The 19,393-nt window shown below is 54.3% G+C and carries 20 protein-coding genes; 12 read left to right on the top strand and 8 right to left on the bottom strand.

Annotated features, from left to right (window positions below; all coding sequences use genetic code 11):
* Positions 1–28: 28 nt before the first annotated feature.
* Positions 29–1,654 (top strand): aldehyde dehydrogenase family protein, encoded by a 1,626-nt coding sequence (locus HS105_12860; protein ID MBE7517476.1) that lies wholly within the window; start codon positions 29–31, stop codon positions 1,652–1,654.
* A 31-nt stretch (positions 1,655–1,685) separates the two neighbouring features.
* Here the strand turns inward: HS105_12860 and HS105_12855 are convergent, their stop codons facing one another.
* Positions 1,686–2,102, bottom strand: coding sequence for a YbaN family protein (locus tag HS105_12855; GenBank protein MBE7517475.1), 417 nt, complete (start codon positions 2,100–2,102; stop codon positions 1,686–1,688).
* A gap of 137 nt (positions 2,103–2,239) precedes the next feature.
* Between HS105_12855 and HS105_12850 the strand changes: the two genes are divergently transcribed.
* Positions 2,240–2,785 (top strand): NAD(P)H-dependent oxidoreductase, encoded by a 546-nt coding sequence (locus HS105_12850; GenBank protein ID MBE7517474.1) that lies wholly within the window; start codon positions 2,240–2,242, stop codon positions 2,783–2,785.
* 3 nt (positions 2,786–2,788) lie between these two features.
* On the opposite strand, the gene xth is transcribed toward HS105_12850, so the two are convergent.
* Complete coding sequence (xth, locus tag HS105_12845) at positions 2,789–3,556, bottom strand: exodeoxyribonuclease III (protein MBE7517473.1); 768 nt, start codon at positions 3,554–3,556, stop codon at positions 2,789–2,791.
* Between the two features lie 211 nt (positions 3,557–3,767).
* Between xth and HS105_12840 the strand changes: the two genes are divergently transcribed.
* From HS105_12840 to HS105_12810, 7 genes are all read left to right on the top strand, one after another.
* Positions 3,768–4,217: a hypothetical protein gene (locus tag HS105_12840; protein MBE7517472.1), complete on the top strand. Its 450-nt coding sequence runs from the start codon at positions 3,768–3,770 to the stop codon at positions 4,215–4,217.
* Positions 4,218–4,222: 5 nt separating this feature from the next.
* On the top strand, positions 4,223–4,798 hold the full coding sequence (locus HS105_12835) for a hypothetical protein (GenBank protein MBE7517471.1): 576 nt from the start codon (positions 4,223–4,225) through the stop codon (positions 4,796–4,798).
* 1 nt (position 4,799) lies between these two features.
* Complete coding sequence (atpH, locus tag HS105_12830; GenBank protein ID MBE7517470.1) at positions 4,800–5,342, top strand: ATP synthase F1 subunit delta; 543 nt, start codon at positions 4,800–4,802, stop codon at positions 5,340–5,342.
* A gap of 57 nt (positions 5,343–5,399) precedes the next feature.
* Positions 5,400–6,932: a F0F1 ATP synthase subunit alpha gene (locus HS105_12825; GenBank protein MBE7517469.1), complete on the top strand. Its 1,533-nt coding sequence runs from the start codon at positions 5,400–5,402 to the stop codon at positions 6,930–6,932.
* 54 nt (positions 6,933–6,986) lie between these two features.
* Positions 6,987–7,859 carry an ATP synthase F1 subunit gamma gene (gene atpG, locus HS105_12820; protein MBE7517468.1) on the top strand — a complete coding sequence of 291 codons (873 nt, stop codon included), beginning with the start codon at positions 6,987–6,989 and terminating at the stop codon, positions 7,857–7,859.
* Between the two features lie 459 nt (positions 7,860–8,318).
* Positions 8,319–9,623, top strand: a complete 1,305-nt coding sequence (locus HS105_12815; GenBank protein MBE7517467.1) for a tetratricopeptide repeat protein — start codon at positions 8,319–8,321, stop codon at positions 9,621–9,623.
* 46 nt (positions 9,624–9,669) lie between these two features.
* Complete coding sequence (locus tag HS105_12810; GenBank protein MBE7517466.1) at positions 9,670–10,140, top strand: VanZ family protein; 471 nt, start codon at positions 9,670–9,672, stop codon at positions 10,138–10,140.
* A gap of 2 nt (positions 10,141–10,142) precedes the next feature.
* Here HS105_12810 and HS105_12805 read toward each other — a convergent pair whose 3' ends face one another.
* Positions 10,143–12,788 carry a protein kinase gene (locus HS105_12805; protein ID MBE7517465.1) on the bottom strand — a complete coding sequence of 882 codons (2,646 nt, stop codon included), beginning with the start codon at positions 12,786–12,788 and terminating at the stop codon, positions 10,143–10,145.
* A 40-nt stretch (positions 12,789–12,828) separates the two neighbouring features.
* A complete protein-coding gene (locus tag HS105_12800; GenBank protein MBE7517464.1) occupies positions 12,829–12,972 on the bottom strand; it encodes a hypothetical protein in 144 nt (47 codons plus the stop codon).
* Positions 12,973–13,182: 210 nt separating this feature from the next.
* Here HS105_12800 and HS105_12795 point away from each other — a divergent pair, with 210 nt between their 5' ends.
* A complete protein-coding gene (locus HS105_12795; GenBank protein MBE7517463.1) occupies positions 13,183–14,355 on the top strand; it encodes an SPFH domain-containing protein in 1,173 nt (390 codons plus the stop codon).
* A gap of 66 nt (positions 14,356–14,421) precedes the next feature.
* Here the strand turns inward: HS105_12795 and HS105_12790 are convergent, their stop codons facing one another.
* Entirely contained in the window at positions 14,422–14,964 is a 543-nt protein-coding gene (locus HS105_12790; GenBank protein MBE7517462.1) for a hypothetical protein, read from the bottom strand.
* A gap of 83 nt (positions 14,965–15,047) precedes the next feature.
* Here HS105_12790 and HS105_12785 point away from each other — a divergent pair, with 83 nt between their 5' ends.
* Both HS105_12785 and HS105_12780 read left to right on the top strand, forming a co-directional pair.
* The gene (locus tag HS105_12785; GenBank protein ID MBE7517461.1) at positions 15,048–15,227 is read left to right on the top strand and encodes a Trm112 family protein; all 180 of its coding nucleotides are present in this window, start codon (positions 15,048–15,050) and stop codon (positions 15,225–15,227) included.
* Between the two features lie 3 nt (positions 15,228–15,230).
* Entirely contained in the window at positions 15,231–16,307 is a 1,077-nt protein-coding gene (locus HS105_12780) for a glycosyltransferase family 9 protein (protein MBE7517460.1), read from the top strand.
* Between the two features lie 137 nt (positions 16,308–16,444).
* Here HS105_12780 and HS105_12775 read toward each other — a convergent pair whose 3' ends face one another.
* The 3 genes from HS105_12775 to HS105_12765 all read right to left on the bottom strand — a co-directional run bounded on the left by HS105_12775 (position 16,445) and on the right by HS105_12765 (position 19,378).
* Positions 16,445–17,476: a hypothetical protein gene (locus HS105_12775; protein MBE7517459.1), complete on the bottom strand. Its 1,032-nt coding sequence runs from the start codon at positions 17,474–17,476 to the stop codon at positions 16,445–16,447.
* Between the two features lie 5 nt (positions 17,477–17,481).
* Positions 17,482–18,465, bottom strand: coding sequence for a DNA adenine methylase (locus HS105_12770; protein ID MBE7517458.1), 984 nt, complete (start codon positions 18,463–18,465; stop codon positions 17,482–17,484).
* A 64-nt stretch (positions 18,466–18,529) separates the two neighbouring features.
* Positions 18,530–19,378: a Dam family site-specific DNA-(adenine-N6)-methyltransferase gene (locus HS105_12765; GenBank protein ID MBE7517457.1), complete on the bottom strand. Its 849-nt coding sequence runs from the start codon at positions 19,376–19,378 to the stop codon at positions 18,530–18,532.
* Positions 19,379–19,393 lie beyond the last annotated feature (15 nt).

The following is a 19,393-nucleotide window of genomic DNA, read 5'->3' as shown; positions in this document are numbered from 1 at the left end:
GCCAAGGGGCATATCATCGTTGCATCGAATGCACCCAAAGCGCACATCGGGCATTACGGCTGAGGATCTGATCTCGACAAACCCCGCCACCGGCGAGGAGATCGGACGCGTGCCGATCGGTTCGGCGGATGACGTTGCGGCGGCGGTGCGCGATGCACGCAAGGCTTTTGACGGCTGGCGGCTTACGTCATTTGCCGAGCGGCGGCGTCTTGTATTGGCGGCACGCGAGGTCATCCTTGCCGAAATGGACGACATTGCCCTGCTCATCTCCCGCGAATCAGGCAAGCCGGTTGCCGAGGCCATTTCGATGGAGATCGCGCCGGTGCTTGACCTTATGCGGTACTTAGCAAACAGTGCCGAAAAGCTCCTGCGGCCGCAAAAGATCGGCATCGGGCTTTATGGCTTGCTTGGCCGTGCTTCGCAGGTCGTATATCGGCCACTGGGCGTGGTGGGCATCATCCCCGCATGGAATTATCCTTTTTCGATACCGCTTGGCGAGGCGGTAATGGCACTGCTTGCCGGCAACACGGTCATAATTAAGCCGTCGGAATTGACGCCGTTCGTCGGGCTGCGTATCGGCGAGATCTTTACAAAGGCGGGCTTTCCGGAAAACGCAGTGCAGGTCGTAACGGGTGCGGGCGAGACCGGTGCGGCGTTGGTCGCGGCGGCTCCCGACAAAATAATGTTCACAGGCTCGGTCGCAACGGGCCGCAAGATCGCCGAGGCCGCGGCGGCAAACCTCACATCCGTCGTGCTCGAACTCGGCGGCAAAGACCCGATGATCGTCTTTGAAGACGCCAACCTCGACCTTGCATCGAGTGCGGCCGTTTGGGGTGCGTTCTGCAACGCGGGCCAGTCGTGTTCATCGGTCGAGCGTCTGTATGTGCAAAGCTCGGTTGCCGAGGAGCTGACGCGAATGATCGTCGCAAAGACGAAGCTCCTAAAGGTCGGTGCGGGCGATGCCGATGATGTATCGGTCGGGGCGATGTCATCAGAGCGACAGTTGAAGACCGTTTTCGACCACGTCGAGGAATTTCGTGCCGCCGGCGCAAAGATCGAGACGGGCGGCGAGATGCTCGTACCGGGCTTTAACGAGCCGACCGAACGTGTCGAGACCGCGGGCGGCCTGTTCTATATGCCGACCGTTATTACCGGAGCGACGAACGATATGCTGCCGATGCAGGCCGAGACCTTTGGCCCGACGCTGCCGATCGCGACCTTTGAGACGGAAGAGGAGGCGATACGCCTTGCGAACGACAGCGAATTCGGACTGACGGCAAGCGTTTGGACACGCGATGGTGCACGCGGACGCCGCGTCGCCGAACGCATAGAGGCGGGCACGGTTTGCATCAACGAGGTTCTCTACACGCACGGTATCGCACAGACGCCTTGGGGCGGCTTTAAGAACAGCGGCCGCGGGCGTACGCATGGCCGCGAAGGCCTTTTAGAACTCGTTCAGCCACAGCACATCCACACGAACCGCCTTGCCGTACTGCCGGATGCGTGGTGGATGCCGTATTCAAGCACCGCGGCCGACGCGTTTCGCGGGTTTGCGACGCACTTTGCCGAAGGTTCGCCGTTAAAGGCAATGGCGCTGATGCCGCGTCTATGGAAGCGTATCCGCGAACTTATGCGGTTCAACAAGGGCCGCTGACAGCTTTAACAGGGAACCATCCGCGGCCTCTTTATGCCGTTTCTTCTGCAGTGTCGAGTGCCGCTACCTCTTTCGCTTCGGGGCGGTAGGTCTTGAGCCAGAGGATGTGTGCCGTTACGCCGATAGCGATCGCGGCAAGCAGAAGTGAGACCCAAAGCTTGCCGTCGATCAGCCAGATGCTCAGACCGATCGATGCCCACAAGGTCAAGCATGTGCTCACCTTTTGCCGTACGGTGATGCCGCGGCCCGACTTGTAATTAGTGATGTATTTGCCGCAGAGCCTGTTGGTCAGCAGCCATGTGTGGAATTTTTCGGAGCTTTTTGAGTAGCAATACGCCGCAAGCAGCAGGAAGACCGTCGTCGGCATCAGCGGCAGGAACATACCCATTACGCCGAGTCCGACACAAACGGTGCCCAAAAAGATAAGTATCGCCTTTCTGATATCCATTGCCCTTAGTTTCAAGTTTATCAGCCTTCATCCGTTTAGGGTAGCCGCATCCGGTACTATCGCGTGAGGTGCTGCAGCCGTCGAAGGTGTTAGTTTTATAACACGCCCGAAGTTCTCAGAGGCGTGAGTCGTGTTTTATGAAAATACTTGGAATTTCAGGAAGTTTGCGAAAGGGTGCTTATAATACGGCCGTTCTGCATGCGGTAGGAGAGATCGTACCGGAAGGCGTTGACTTTGAGATCTTTGATCTATCGGGCATTGAGCCTTTCAATGACGACATGGCTGCCGACCCGCCGCAGAAGGTCAAAGATCTGAAAGCTGCGGTGCGATCGGCTGATGCCGTCATATTCTCATCTCCGGAATACAACTACTCGATCCCGGGCCATTTGAAAAATGCGATCGACTGGGCATCACGCCCGTACGGCGACAATGTTTGGGAAGACAAGCCGGCATTGATCGTAGGCGCTTCGATCGGAGCCATAGGCACGGCCCGCATGCAATATCACCTGCGGCAGTCCATGGTCTTTCTGAATATGCACCCGCTCAATAAACCGGAAGTGATGATAAACAACGCCGCCGACAAGTTCGATGAGAACGGCGAACTCAAGGACGAGAAAACTCGTGAACATCTAAAGCGGGCGGTCGAGGCATTGATCGTCCGGGCCAAGCGATTTCAAGGCTAACGCTTAACTGAAGTCGGCAATGACAGGCGTGTGGTCGCTCGGCAGTTCGAGGCCGCGCGGCCATTTATCGATCACGCAGCCGGTGCACCGTGCTGCAAGCGGCTCTGATGTCCAAATATGGTCGATCCGCATTCCGCGGTCGCGCTGCCATGAGCCGGCACGATAATCCCACCATGAGAAGGCCTTGACATCGCCGTTCATCTTGCGGAATACATCCGTGAAGCCCCACTGCTTTACATAAGTGATGGCGGCACGCTCAGGGCGTGAAAAGTGCAGCTTGCCCTCGTAGCCTTCCGGATCCCAAACATCCTCCGCTTCGAGCGCGACATTAAAATCGCCGCACAGCAGCACGTCGGCCTTGCTCTCGCACGTTTCTTCAAAGAAGCGCCGCAGCCGCATAAGCCAATCGAGCTTGAACGCGAATTTTTCCGAACCGATCTCACTGCCGTTCGGAATGTATGTATTGACGATGCGTATGCCGCCGATCGTCGCCGCGATCAGGCGTTTTTGTGCATCGTCGTCATCATCGGGGAAATTGCGTTGAACGTCCGTGATCGGCAACTTTGATATGATGGCGACACCGTTATATGACTTTTGGCCCATGAACGCGGCGTCATAGCCCGCCGCCTCCAGTTCAGATCGCGGGAACTTCTCGTCGATCGTCTTTGTTTCCTGCACGCACACCACATCGGGCTTTGCGGCCGCGAGCCATTCGAGCAGATGCGGCAGCCGGGCGTTTATCGAGTTGACGTTCCATGTAGCGATCTTCATTGCAATAGTTTACTTCGCCGCAGAGCAAAATTGCCAAAGAACCGAATGCTCCGGCTGTTGCAGCCGATGCTGTCGGAAACGCCATAAAATATTGTGCCGAGCGCCCTTAGCGCGTCCTTGCCCTTACATCAGACGCGTGATAACCTTGTATCTTTTGGCATCGGCCGTCGGAAAACGCCGTGCGGCCTGTGCGGATCGTTCAGTTTAAGATATGCATATGCTGGCATTTGCCGAATCGGTCCAGCTTGTTCCGGACGGCACCTTTTTTATACACATCGTGTTGATCCTTGTAATGATATGGATCTTGAACCGCACGCTTTTCCGGCCGATCAATAAGATCATGGAAGGCCGCGAGCGGTCCAAGGGCCATCACGGCGGTGCTGCTGACTCGATCTTGGCCGAAGCCGGTGAGAAAGAAGCACGCTACTCAGCGGATATACTCGCCGCGCGGGATCAAGGCTATCAACTGATCGAAAAAGAACAAAAAGAGGCGATCGCGGCACGCGATGAGAGGATCGCACAGGTCAAAGCATCTGTCGCCGACACGGTCGCATCAGGCAAGGGCGAGATCGAGCGTCAACGCAGCGATGCACGCAGCTCGATCGAAACAAATGCCGAAATAATGGCCGATAAGATCGCGGCCGCAATATTGGGTTCATAGCAAATATGTTCGCGTTCATAGGCAAATCAGCGATACTGCTCGCATTGGCAGCGGAACCGAGTTCCTGGGAGTCATTCAAGCATTGGTATAACGAATGGTTCAACATTCCGGGGTTTGAAGCGTGGAAGTTCCTCAATCTCGCCATCTTCGTCGCCGTGATGATCCATCTGCTCAAGAAGCCGCTCGGCGATGCGTTCAAGGCAAAGCGCGATGAGATAAGGGCGGAATTGATCAAAGCCGAGGAAGAAAAGCAGGCCGCACTCGACAAATTGGCCGCCGCCGATGCCAAGATCGCTGGCCTCGAAGCTGAAAAGGCCTCAATTATGCAGAAGGCGGCTGCCGAGGCCGCGGATGAGAGGAAACGTCTTGCCGAGCAGACCGAAGGCGATGCCGAACGTCTCAAGCAGCAGGCTGATATGATCCTTTCGCGTCTGTCCGATCAGACGCAGGCAGGGCTTCGCCGATTTTCTGCGGAGGAGAGCCTTCGGCTTGCTGAAGGAAAGATCCGGGCCCGCCTCGACGGCAAGAGCGACGCGCAGCTTATCAGCACGGCTATCGCCGAGATCGGAGGGCTGAACTGATATGAGCGTCGAAACCATCGCACGCCGCTACGGCGGCGCACTCGCCGACATTGTCATTAACGCAGGCACTGCCCGCGATGTTAAATCTGAACTTGAACAGTTCAGCGGCATCTTTGCCGAAAGCCGCGACCTGCACGCCGTCTTTGCCAATCCTGCGATCCCGCACCTAAGTAAGGAAAAAGTGCTGAACGCACTGCTCGAAAGGACGAAGCCGTCAAAGACCACGGCCAACTTCCTCCGCGTGCTGGTCAAGAACGGCCGCATCACCGAACTCGGCGAGATAAACGAGCGCTTTGATTCGATCCTTGACGAACGCAGCGGCGTTGTCATGGCCGAGATCGTTTCAGCGACCGAGATCGCACCTGACGAAAGGGCAAAGTTTCAAACGAACCTTGAAAAGCTGACCGGAAAACAGGTGAATGTCAGTTATTCGATAGACAAGAATATCATCGGCGGTGTCGTTACGCGCATCGGCTCGACCGTGTACGACAGCTCCGTAAGAACGAAATTACAGAACCTTAGAGAACAACTTATCAATGGGTAGTTCGCCCTGCCGAAACGGCTGTCTTTCGGCAGCGGCACGAGCGAACCGCAAATGAATATGGAACCAATCAAAGCCAACGAGATCAATGAGATCATTCGTGCACAGATCGAAAATTTCGATGCGACAATGACGGTCGCCGAGGTCGGCACCGTCATTAAGGTCGGCGACGGCATCGCCGAGGTTTACGGCCTCGAAAAGGTAATGGCGGGCGAGCTGCTCGAATTTGACCACGGCGTCCGCGGCCTTGCCCTCAACCTCGAGGAAGACAAGGTCGGCTGCGTGCTGTTCGGCGATTTCCAGAAGATCAAAGAGGGCGACGAGGCACGCCGTACAAAACGCATCATGAGTGTCCCTGTGGGCGATGCTCTGATCGGCCGTGTTGTCGATGCTCTCGGCAACCCGATCGACGGCAGCGGCGAGATCATAACCGACACGTATATGCCTGTCGAAGCTATCGCACCCGGCATCATCGACCGGCAGCCGGTGAAGGAGCCGCTCCAGACCGGCCTCAAGGCGATCGATTCGATGGTTCCGATCGGCCGCGGCCAACGCGAGCTGATCATCGGCGACCGCCAGACCGGCAAAACGGCACTTGCCATCGATGCGATCATCAATCAAAAGGGCAAGGACGTGATCTGTGTTTATGTCGCTATCGGCCAGAAGGCCTCGACCGTAGCACAGGTTCGCCAGCGGCTCGAAGAATTCGGTGCGATGGACTACACCATCATCGTAAATGCTTCGGCATCAGACCCGGCGGCTATGCAGTTCCTTGCTCCGTATTCGGGCTGCGCAATGGGCGAGTACTTCCGCGATAACGGCCGCCACGCCCTGACGGTCTATGACGACCTCTCGAAGCAAGCTGCCGCTTATCGTGAGATTTCGCTTTTGCTCCGGCGTCCGCCGGGCCGCGAAGCGTATCCGGGCGATGTCTTCTATTTGCACTCACGCTTGCTTGAAAGGGCGGCAAAGATGTCGGATGCGCGCGGCGGCGGCTCGCTTACCTCGCTCCCGATCATCGAAACGCAGGCAGGCGACATCTCGGCATACATCCCGACCAACGTGATCTCGATCACCGACGGCCAGATCTTTCTCGAATCCGACCTGTTCAACTCAGGCGTGCGTCCCGCGATCAACGTCGGCAACTCGGTTTCACGTGTGGGCGGCAGTGCACAGATCAAGGCGATGCGTGCCGTAGCCGGAACACTCCGCATCGACCTCGCACAGTTTCGCGAGCTTGCGGCATTCGCTCAGTTCGGCTCCGATCTCGACAAGGCAACGCAGGCTCAGCTTGAACGCGGCCGCCGCCTGACCGAGGTTTTGAAGCAGCCGCAATATGTGCCGATGCCTGTCGAAGAGCAGGTATTCAGCATCTGGACGGTAACGAATGGTTTCGCGGATGACATCGCGGTCGAGGACCTCAGCCGCTTTGAAAGCGAACTGCTCGGTTTTGCAAAGAGTTCGCGCCCGGCCGTGCTCAATACGATACGCGAGAAAAAGATTCTTGACGACGACCTCAAGGCGGCAATGAAAGAAGCTGTCGAGGACTTCAAGGCAACACGTTGGGGCAAGGCAGAGGCGGCCGCGGCTTAGAGGTTTAGCTGCCGCACCGAAGATAACTTGCGGTGCGGTGTGTGATGCAACTTTATGGCAAGTCTTTTGGACATGCGCCGACGCATCAAGTCGGTTAAGAACACGCAGCAGATAACGAAGGCGATGAAGATGGTCGCCGCCGCAAAGCTCAAACGCGCACAGGATCGTGTAACTGCCTCGCGTCCCTTTGCGGGAAAAATGAGTGAGGTTCTCGGCGGCCTCAGCTCAAAGGTTACCGACGAATTCTCGCATCCGCTGCTCGATACACGCGGCGATGACAAGTATTTGGTCGTGCTGGTGAGCGCTGATAAAGGCCTCGCCGGCGCTTTCAACGCGAACATCATCAAGGCCGTTCAAGCGTTCATTGCCGATTCGGGCAAGGAGATCGAGATGATGCCCGTCGGCCGAAAAGGGCGCGACTTCTTCAAACGCCGCTCGGTCAATTTTGTCGAAGAGTACGTCGGCCTGACAGGCTCGGGGCAGGTTCGGCATCAGGACGCTCTCGACATTGCGACACGCGTCATAAAGCTCTTTACCGAAGACACATCGATCGATAAGGTATTCATCGCGTTCACCGAATTTAAGACGGTGCTCTCGCAGCGGCCTGTGATCGAGCAGCTCCTTCCGATCCCAAAGGCAGAAACTGCCGCGACGGACGAACACACCGCGGCTGCCGAGTACATCTATGAGCAGCCCGCCGCCGAGATCTTTGGTAAATTGCTGCCGAAACAGGTCGAGACGCAGATCTATAAGGGTATGCTCGAATCGGTCGCCAGCGAGCAAGGCTCACGAATGACGGCGATGGACTCGGCATCTAAGAACGCCGGCGAACTGATCGATACGCTCACGCTCAATATGAACCGCATCCGACAGGCCGCGATCACAAAGGAGATCATCGAGGTCGTCAGCGGTGCAGCCGCCGCGTAATTGAGCCGTTATAGGCGGCCGGTGAAATATTTGGCTTGGCGATTTTCGCTGAGTCAGTATGTTATTTACCGTGCTTTTCCAATTAACTAAAACTACCTTTGGAAGAACGCGATGTTAATGATCGTCGGCTATATCCTGTTGCCGGTTGGCATGATTCGGTTGGTTGCTACGGCATTCGATCCGGTGCAGATACCAACGATCAAGTCGTCCGGGGGCTTGTTAATTTCTTCTGCCGGCCAGTAGGCGGAATCGTTTTTACGCAATGAGGAATCAGGGCATGGTGCCGCTGCTTCTTGCAATCGCGGGTTGGCTGATAATGATGGTTTCCGGCGGCCTTTCAGTGTTCTCAGATCTGTCTCCGGGTGGCCCATTATTTTCCCTAATGACCGATAGGCCTTCGACGCGTAGACTAGGTTGCCTGCTCGCCGCACCTGTTTTTTGCGGGAATCAATTTGCTCTATGAGACTTCGCGTTCCGCTCCTCTTTGTCCACCTCATTTTCTCGCTGACGGTTTTTGCCCAAGAGCCGGCTCTTTCGGCCTCGGCTGAAGCTGCGTTTCAGCGATCGTTTGCCGCTGCGGTCAACGCAACAAACCCTTCCTCGGCACGCAGAGAGGCTCTCCGCACGTATGAGAAGGAGGTCGCGGCGACCGCGTTCACAATTGAGCAAAAGGCAAAGCTTCTTGCCGCAAAATGCACTCTTGTCGCGGAAACGGACTTTTATGCCGCTCTCAAGTACTTCTTGAGCGATATCAAAGCTCCGCTGACACTCCCGACGGCGAACGCGCTGCCGAAGGAGGTCAACGAGTTAGTAAAACGCAGTTCGCGGCAGGTGATCGCAGATTTTCAGTCACGGCAAAATGGCCAGACAGTGCCAACATTGGAGCAACGAATTCCACCGGGCGTCGGTTGGCGTCAGATCGTATTGGGTTCGGGTGCTGCAAAGCCACCAGTTGCGGGCGGAAAAACCCCTGGCACTCCCGAAACGCCGTTCTACGGAAATGTTGTCGATATGAACCCTCGCAGTCCGGGCTACATAAGGGGCAGTTGGAACGTGAGGCTTAGATATCCGGGAAACCAGCCGGTGAGGGAGACCACGTGGATCTTCGATATTGACGGTGTTGCAAGTGTTCGCGTCGATGCACGGACATCATCGCCGGAAACGCTGAGATATTGGATGTCAGGACCTTACAGGGTGCTTTTTGACTACGCCGGCGGACGCGTCGATCTAACATTGAGCGGACTTCAGCTTGTAGGCAGCATAAAGGGATCAAGCAGAGTCGGAATAAGCGTCTCAGCACAAAAAGCGCCGGAACTTGACTATGAGCGTTGGGGGGATGCCGCGAAGGAGGGAAAGAATCTCGAACTCGCGGAACAATATTTCGACCGAGCGATCGCGGCGCGAGGAATGGCTCAGCTTTACGCGAAGCGCGCACGGGTACGATACGAGCTCGGACGTCCCAACGATGCCATCGCGGACCTCGACCGTGCCGTCATTATTGATAACAGATTCGCGACCGCCTATTACAATCGGGCGGTGACGTACGCCGCGTTGGGCGACCTTCAAAAGGCTTTGAGCGATGCGGCGAAGGCCGTCTCTCTAGGCGGTAAGGATATCGCCGAATATTATCACCTGCGCGGACAGATCTATCGACGGCTCGGCAACCGCGACGCCGCGATCAGCGATTTCCGCTCTACACTTCGCTTGAATCCGAAGCATCCAAAGGCGAAGCAGGATCTGCTTAAATATGGCGTTACGCCGTAGTCCCGTAATTTTCCGATTGGATCCGAGGGAATCAAAATTGCTCGTAATGGAGAAGAGTTTTCGAAGGCATCGATGGCTTACGGCTTATGCGCCGTTGATCGTTTGGACGGTTGTCGTTCTCGCCCTCGGCACGAGCCTCGGGGCTATGGATGAAACCGCGTGGTTCATCGGCCCGCTGCTCAGATGGCTGCTTCCCGACGCTTCGGCCGAAACGCACCGGTTCATCCACGCCGCGATTCGCAAATTCGCGCACTTTGCCGAATATTCCGTACTCGCGTTCCTTGCATGGAACGCCTTTCGATTTTTTTCACGTCCGGTTCTGAATGCCTTCCTGCTGACTTTCGCAGTCGCATTTATCGACGAGTTCGTTCAGAGCTTCAACTCTGCTCGCACATCGTCGCTTTACGATGTTCTCTTGGACGGCTTTGGCGCAGCGTTCGCGTGCTGTCTGTTATGGCTGACCCTTGCGAGTCGCAACTTCTCGCGTCGTGAACTAGACGCCCGGAACGGTGCTTAGCGTCACACGCCTATACGCTTTAACAGCTCCTGAAATTGCGGATCGGCTCGGAATGGCGTGAATATGGGGTCGATCCTCAACCAGAGGAGATAAACGGATCGTTCTTTGTATGCACTCTCGAGGGCTTCGAACATTTCCTGCTTATCGCCAAGCCCGGCATGTGCGACGGCGAAAAGATACGGGCTTACATAGCCTCGCCGGGACCATTCGTTAAGCGTGCGGAGCGTAGCATTTGCTTGTTCACGATCGCCCGACATTGCATAGGCGTGGGCCAGGAATGCAAAGAGTCTCGGATTTTGCTCTGTATTTGAAAGGCCGCTCTGATATGTCCTGATCGCATCGGAATACATCTTCTTTTCCTCGAGAGTTTGGCCCAGAAATTCGTATGCCGGGCCGAAACGCGGCTCCATATCGATCGTCTGGCGAAGTTGTTCTACGGCTCGATCAAGGTCGCCCTTCAGATAATACGTGGCTCCGAGCGAATAATTGTCCATTGACGAGAGCGGGTCGATCTCTACAGCTCGTTTTCGTTCAGCCAACGCATCTTCGAACCGACTGATGGACTCCAGCCGTCCGGCCTCGATCTGATGTGCAAGTCCGTTATTCTGGTCAAGCTCGAACGCACGTGCGGTCTCTTTTGCCGCCGCATCAAGGTCCCATTGATAGTAGAGATGGACCGCCGCTTTTACGGCATGGGCTTCGGCCAGCGACCCATCGATCATCAACGCCTTTTGGGCAAACTCCAATGCCTTTGGGAAGGTCTCGTTCGGTGAACGATAATTGTTGCTGAGGACGCCGTATGTTTTGGCCAATCCGGTATATGCCAACGCATAGTTCGGGTCTTTTTCGAGAGCTTGGTCGTAAAAGTCTATCGCCTTCTGCAAGGACTCTTCGGTGTGCCTATTCCATTCGAAATTGCCCTTTAGATATAGGCGGTATGCTTCTGAATTCGCCGCAGCGTTCTTTGTAAGCCGCTGCTCGTCGGCGCCGGATAATTTGGCTCTGAGATTTCCCGAGACGTCACGGGCGATCTCGGTTTGGAGTGCAAGGAGGCTCGATAACGGCTTATTATACGTTTGGCTCCAGATCACCTTATCAGTTGCCATATCGACCAACTCTACATAGAATGTCAGGTCGTCACCGCGAACTGCAACACGCCCGCTCAAGATCCCTTGTACTTTCAACTCTTTGGCGATCTGCCTTAGTCCTACGTCCTTTCCCTTGTATGCAAAGGCAGAATTGCGCGACCTTACATCCAGTCCCGATACTTGAGAGAGGCTGCCGATCAGCGATTCTGCGATCCCGTCCGATAGGTATTCGGCATCGGCACTGCCCGACTCATTTACGAAAGGCAGCACTGCGATCGAAGCTATCTGCGATCGCGAAGTAGAACCCGTCCAATAGAAATAAAGGAGTATCGAACCGAACAGCACCGGAACGATCGCTACGGCAAGCGTCGCCGTTCGCCGATGTTGGCTAAGGTATTCCCGCAGCGAGTATTTTACGGCTACGGCCCCGTGCCCGCCGTCCGATTCGATCTCAAGGTCGTCAGGCTGAACATTATCAACAGGTGCGGCGACAGAAACGTCGGCCGATCCGCTGTCCCCCTTACTTTGAAGGGCGAGATCGGAACGCACACTTTTAAGCTCAACGAGAAGGTCGGCCGTAGATGTGTAGCGTTCCTCCGGATGTTTTCGCAGCGTTTTAGAGATCACATCAGATATTTCGGAAGGTATCTCCGGGGCAACGGAGCATAAAGGTACCGGTTCTTTCTGCAGGATCGCGCTGATCACGTCGATAGCGCTGTCTGCCTCGAACGCCTTCGCACCCGAAAGCATTTCGTAGAGTACCAGGCCGAAACTGAATATATCCGAGCGTGGATCGACTTCTTTGCCGCGAGCCTGTTCGGGTGAGAGGTAGTTCGGCGTGCCGACGATCATACCCGGAGCGGTGCGCGGGCCTGTCGTCCGCAGCGGCTCGGATAGTTTTGCGATGCCGAAATCGAGCAGCTTAACGACGCCATCGGGCCGTATCATTATGTTGTCCGGCTTTACGTCGCGGTGAATGATCGCAGCCCCGTGTGCCGCGAGCAATGCGCTTACGACCTGAACAGCGATGTCCAACGCGGCTTCAACACCGAGCGGCCCTTTTTGAAGGCGCTCGGTCAACGTCTCACCCTCGACGTATTCCGATGCGATGAACTTGATCGACTTTTCCTCGCCGCTTTCGTAAATAGTGAGGATGTTGGGATGATTGAGTTTAGAAACGATCTTTGCCTCACGGATAAAACGCCGCAGCCCGTCGGGATCGAGGTCAAATACTTGCGACAATATCTTAAGAGCGACTTTTCGTCCGAGACGCGAGTCCTCGGCAAGGTAAACTTCGCCCATTCCGCCTTTGCCGATCGGGGCGAGTATCCTGTATTGACCGAATTCCTGCCCGATCGTGAGCCTTTGGCCGCCGCCCGTAAAGCGGCCCGCAGGTGCTTCGATCGCCGGAACTTTCATTGGGTTCGTATCGGCGTCCGATGAGGCAAGCATCTCTTCGACCTCGCGGCGGAGCTTTGTGTCGTCAGCGCATACGGAACCGAGAAACGATGGGCGTTCGCCGGGCGGAAGTTTCGAGGCCGCGACGAAGATATCCCGCACTTCTTTCGAATTTTTAGGATCGTTGGACGCCACTATCTTATTAACTTGTTGCACAGCCGTGCATTTGCCGCGTCAACGCACCATCCGGGATGACAAGACCAACGCTCATTCCGGGATCTGCGATCTGGCAGATCTCCGAATGCCGAATGATCGCAAGGTCACTGCCGATCTGATCGCGCAGCATTTGAGTGATCCGGAGCCCTTAAGACACGTTCTTGCGCACATGGCTACCAGTATATCCCAACCTTCGCAATGCGCAGCATCTTTTTTTGACGCCGGATCGGTTTTCGTCGCTGCCGCGTTTTTGATCGGCCTTGCCGGTTTGCAAAATTTCCTTTTCAACGAACTTTATGCGATATTCTATCGTTTACGACTTTATAATAGAGGAGACGTTATGAGCATTTTAGACAGGATCAAGAGTGAAGCGCTGAATCAATTCATCGAAGTCATAGAATGGCTTGATAATACCGGCGACACAATAGTTTATCGGTTCCCGGTCGCCGGCCAGGAGATCAAGAACGGTGCCCAGTTGATCGTTCGCGAATCGCAGGCGGCGGTCTTTGTCCACGAAGGCCAAGTCGCCGATGTCTTCGAGCCGGGCAAGTACGAGATCGAGGGCGGCAACACGCCGATCCTTACAAAGCTCGGCGCGTGGAAGTACGGCTTCAACTCGCCCTTCAAGTCAGAGGTTTACTTCGTCAACACCAAGCAGTTCACTGATATGAAGTGGGGCACGTCAAATCCCATTATGATGCGCGACGCCGACTTCGGCATCGTGCGGTTGCGGGCATTCGGTGCTTACAGCCTCCGCGTTGCCGATCCGAGCGAGTTCATAAAGCAGATCGCCGGTACCAACGCCACATTCCAGACCGAGGATATCGACGGCCAGCTCAAGCGTGCCATCGTCACCGAATTCTCCGACGCCCTCGGCGAGCTGAAGATACCGGCGCTTGACCTTGCGGCACAGTACAAGGAGATCGGCGAGGGTATCCGCGGCAAGATCAATGAGGATTTCAAGACCTACGGCCTTGAGGTTACCAAGTTCTATGTCGAGAATGTCAGCCTGCCTCCCGAGGTCGAAGAGGCGATGGACAAGCGTGCTCAGATGGGTGCCATCGGTAACGTCGATCAGTATATGAAGTTCCAGGCGGCCGACGCGCTTCGCGATGCGGCGCAGAACGAAGGCGGCGGTGCGGGCCTTGGTGCGGGCCTTGGTGCGGGCTTTGCCGTCGGCAATCAGATGGTGAACGCTTTCGGCCAGCAGGGCGGCGGCGCAGGCCAAGCGGCCGCCGGCGGCGGTGCCGCAGCGGCGACCGTCGCATGCCCTTCGTGCGGCAAGCAGAATAACGCCGGTTCCAAGTTCTGCTCTGACTGCGGCGGAACGATGGAGGTCGTAAAGGTGCCGTGCATCAAGTGCGGTGCACAGCTTCGCGAGGGTGCGAAATTCTGCTCGGAGTGCGGCACATCGCAGGAGAAGCAGAAGTGCTCGAACTGCCAATTCGAGTTGGCCGCAGAGGCAAAGTTCTGCCCCGAATGCGGAACGCCGGTCGCAGCACCGCAGGCATAACCAAAGCGTTCTTTACGCGGGATCATTGGCGTCGCGGCTTCGGCCCCGACGCCTTTTCGCTTGGCCTCATCTCTTCGTATTCGAGGCGGCCCTTGGCGTTTCGATACGAAGGAAAAAGACGTTGGTCGCATCGCCTTTCTCATCGGCTACTGCAACAACGGCGAGTCCGGTCTCCTTATCGCCTTCCGTCTTCTTAAAAACGCACAGCTCGCCGGGAATGCCGTCCTTCCGGCCGTCGATGCAGCTCGGTTTATCCGACGCATCCCATTTGCCATAGGCCGTCATCTTCGCGCTCGTATAGAATGCGGCCACATCCGCAGGCTTTGCCGTAGTCGAATAGACCAGCCAATCGCCGGTTGCCGGAGTTCGGTCCTCACGTTCATCGTTGACGCGCCAGAGATTATTGAGTGCCGTTCGCAAGATCAGCTTGAAGGCGAAAGGCATATCGGCTTCCGAGTTCGTAAAGCCGTCCATTTTCGGAACGTCACTCCACATATCGCCGACGCGGTTGAGATCGCCGCCCAATGACGTAACTTTTTCGGCCAGCCGGCACGAGAGCACGGTCAACAACAAGATCGGCAGCACGAGCAAGAGAGTTCGTTTCATCATTTATGTACCTCTCGCATATAATTCTACATTCAAAGCCCGCTTCGGCGTGAGTATTTTTCGTCGGCAAGGGCGTTACATAAGATATGCCAGTTAACTCCGAACTGCTTGAGATCCTCCGCTGCCCGCAGTGCCATTCAAAGGTCGAGATCGACGAGGCACAGACACGACTGAAGTGTGTGAACCCCGAATGTGCCCTCGTATATCCGATCCGCGATGACATTCCCGTAATGGTGGTCGAAGAGGCCGTTGCCGAGAAGGCATAGCCGATGACGGCCGAAGCCAGCACGCCGGCTCCGCACGAGAGCGCCCGTATCGATTGGGGCCGCGTCGGCCGTGTGCTGATCGTCAAGCTGCGTTCGATCGGCGACACCGTGCTGGCCACGCCTTCGCTCGATGCCTTTCGGCGTTTCCTGCCCGAGGCAAAGATCGACATTCTGCTCGAAGACTGGGTCGCTCCGCTGCTCGAAGGCCATCCTTCGGTCGATGAGGTGATAAGCGTCGGCCGCGACCTCGGCGACCGGCTTGCCGTTGCACGCGAGCTTCGCCGCCGCCGTTACGATGTCGCATTCAACCTGCACGGCGGCGCGACCGCGACATTCTTTGTGCGTGCGAGCGGTGCCCGCCATCGCGTCGGATACCGCTCGTACCGCTACTCATTCCTCTATGATCGGCTTCTGGCGTCGGCGGAGGACTTCTGGCGGCGCGGCGGGCTTCATTCGGTAGAGCGGCAGCTCGCGCTTCTCGGCTTTGTCGGCGTACCCATGGATGACCTGCCGCCGAGCAGCCTGCCGATAACCGAAGCGGGCCTTTCGGATCGTGTGCGGCAATGGCACGAACGCGGCAGCTACGCCGTGCTGCACCCCGCGACGGCATTCTTTACAAAGCAGTGGCCCGTTGAGAACTTTGCACGCACTGCGGAGCACCTTGCCGAAAAGGGCCTCGACGTGATCGCCCTTGCATCTGCCGGCGAGGCTGACATCCTCGCACAGCTCAAAGCTGCGGTACACGCCGACATCACGACATTTGACGATCTTTCGCTGCCCGAGATCACCGCGCTCCTTTCGCGGGCCGAGATATTCGTCGGGAACGATTCGGGCATCGCACACATCTCCGCCGCCGTACGCTGCCGGACGGTCGTCGCGTTCGGCTCTTCGAACCGCGAACACTGGCGGCCGTGGACCGATGCCCCGAGTGAAACCGTCTTCGTGCCCTTTAGCTGCCAGCCGTGCCCCGGCTACGTGTGCGAAGAATTCGGCGACGCACCCTGCATCCTCACCGTCTCACCGGCAGCCGTCAACGCCGCCATCGACCGCATTTTGCCTTGTCAGAATCGTGAGCGATAGCGGCCGGTTTTCCTGCCCCGTCAGCGCACATGGCCGCGTAGCGGCTCGTCGAATGTAGCCGTGGCGTTCACGCCACGGACGTTCGATCAAACAACGAAGACGTCGCGTCAGCCACGACTGAAATTTAAGAATTGTATTTAGGAATTCAGACTCAAAAATGAGAGTTCCTTGACGGCACGATCCGAGCCGAACAGTCTATTGTTACCGTCCCAAACCAAAAGAACATTGCGATCAGTTTCGAGATAATCATGCATCCAAAGGTCTGCGTTCTGTAATGGGTTCTCTAGCACTAAAACTAGAGTCGCATCTTTACTATCTTCTAGGTACCTATATTCGTAAAGCTGACTGATACCTTTTCTAACTTGCGATCGGATATTTGTTTCGGTCGTGGACTTCATTTCAAAAATAAAGTCCTTGTTGAAAGACACCGCTAAATCAATAAACGAATTGGATTTGGGAATTGCGCCGTGCTTTCTGATACGTTCAGAGGTAATATTTACCAAACGGCGATGTGAGACTCTGGCCCGGTCCATTAAGGCCTCGTTTCGAAATACTTCAACAGATTCTTTTGCATTACGAATTCGTTCCTGAACCACTTTGTATTCCTCAAGTGTTCCAGATTTGGGTAATATGCGTTGCTCCTCATCCGTAATCTCCACAACCGGTAAATTCGCTGTAAACGCCGTGGTTATGTAATATCGATTGTTCAGAGTATTTACAACATTGATTGCCTGAAGCCATGACAAGATGGTGGAGACGCGGCGATTCAGAGTAACCGCCCCAATCTTTTTTACTACGAGCGAACTTAGGTATGTAACAATGTCGCTCCTCATCGCTCCACCCTTCCCGGCTAATTCTAGATACGGAATTAGCCGTTGTACAACTTCCAATCTGAGAACTGCTGCAATAAAGGCCGGATTATTCAGCGACGGATTCTGAACGAATTTTTGACCGTCTGCAGTTAGAGTTGCATTGTTCGCATGGTTTTCAACAAAGCCTAATAGTTCCGCGGCGTTTCGATAATAACGACCTTGTCTTGCTGCCGATAACCCTTGAATTCCTCTTATTATTTCGACATCAGACCGAGCACCATTTGCAATATTAATTATTACCTGTATTACCGTCTCAAGACGGTCGGCCTGGGGGACGTCGAGGCTAGTAAGATTCATACGTGCTATTGTGCGATAAATAGATACTCTTTCACTCGATTACTTTTATTACCAATTTTATGACCCTGATTTCCTATTGAATACGTTAGATCGATCTCGTGACAGATAACGGACTCTTTGTAGTTTCTTAACATTTCTTCTATTTCCGCCTTTGTCGGAAGGCAATTCGAAGAATATGAAACGACAATTATAGACTCCTTGAAACGATCAAAGAGGTTGTCGAACGCTGAATACGCCGATTCTTTCTTCGAGAACGGCGAATAATAGCTCTTAAATTTTTTCACCGCTGACTGTTCTTGAATTTCCAGATCCTCCCAATTTCGTGAAAGTCCTTCTACAAAGTGATAACGTCGCACATAATCGTTATCTGATTTTCGAGAGTAGTACGGCGGATCTAGATAAACGAGATCGGCTTTGATATCCAGTTCTTCGGTTCGCCCGTGAAGTGAGCGATTATCCTTTCCATTATCAAAAACGGCATCATTGAACATAGCAATACTCTCGAGAAAGTGAGTTTCGATAGACTTCTGCATATCCTTGCGTCCGTCATCATATCGCTCGCCAACGAATGTAAATATCCCACGAGAACGCTTTTTGATGCAGGCCCGCGTTAGGGCGGCTAATGCGAGTGCTTTCGTATATTCACTGTCAAGTGAGCTAATGTTTGCTCGTACACGATCCAGGAATGCATTTTCCTCATCGCTGAAAAAAATATTGCGAAAAGTATCTTGTATGAAACTACTTTTCGTATTTTTTGAAATCAGAAATTGAATATCCGCGAGATCTAGAATATCTGTTGAGTTTTCTATCAGCGCTTTAGACGTTAAGTGGCTGAAACGCAGGAAATCATTTGTGATGACACGTTTTTCACGACACTTAAGGAAATAGGAAAGCACATTACTCCCGGCAAAAGCGTCCAATACGGATTCAAATTTCAGACTCTTGAGATGTCCCCAAATCTCATTAAGGATTCGATTCTTACTTCCCATGTACCGAGTTCCGGGAAATCTGTCGAATCGATCGACTCGCGAGGAATTGTTAATAGCGTCTGCCTCAAAATCCTCCGAGTACAATGAGATCCTTTCCATTTCGCGTTGTTACTTTGCTGCTAATTAACCTTTTAGAATTTACTACCCTGCAATCATACCCCATATAAAGTTCAAAAATCGACTCATGGGCAGAGTTCGTCAGAATAACCTTGCATCCACGGTCGACAAGGTCGTTGAAAGTACGCGCAAGTTCGACGTGATCGTTATCATGAAATCTCTCTTTCGTGTATCGTTTGAAATCTGAAAATCTACCGACCGGTTTGTACGGTGGATCCAGAAAAATGAGGTCTCCAGCCTTCGCATATTTCTGAAGAATACACTTGTAGTCTCCCGAGATTATTCTTGCGTTTTGCAATGCGAGATGAGCTTCTAAAAGCAATTCACCTTCAAGAAACTTGGTGCTTTGATTTCCACCATAGGGTGTGTTGAACACACCGTTCTTATTAACCCTATACAATCCGTTGAAACAGGTCTTATTCAAGAAAATCAGACGCGCTGCACGTTTGGCCGACGGCAACGACGATGGATCCCACGCTCGAACTTCATAAAACAACTCTTTGGTGTTTCTAAATCTTTTGAGTTCTTCGATTACTGCCGACACTTCATCACGAATCGCGATATATGTAATGATTAGTTCTTCATTAGCATCCGAAATGATCGATGGGTTGTGGGCAAGAGCAAAGAATAGCGCGCCTCCTCCAAGAAACGGCTCAACATACTTATTGAATGAACTTGGGATGAGCGGTAGTATTTCACCCAACAATTGCGATTTTCCACCTGCCCATTTCAAGAAAGGCTTAAACCTAGGAATATTTGATCGACATTTTGCGCCCTTACTGGCTTCGACTTTCATTTATGCAATATTAAA

Origin of the sequence: Chloracidobacterium sp. (genome assembly GCA_015075585.1) — a bacterium.
Lineage (GTDB): Bacteria > Acidobacteriota > Blastocatellia > Pyrinomonadales > Pyrinomonadaceae > OLB17.
The sequence above is the reverse complement of the archived record's forward strand: the minus strand, read 5'-3'. Positions and strand labels throughout refer to the sequence as shown.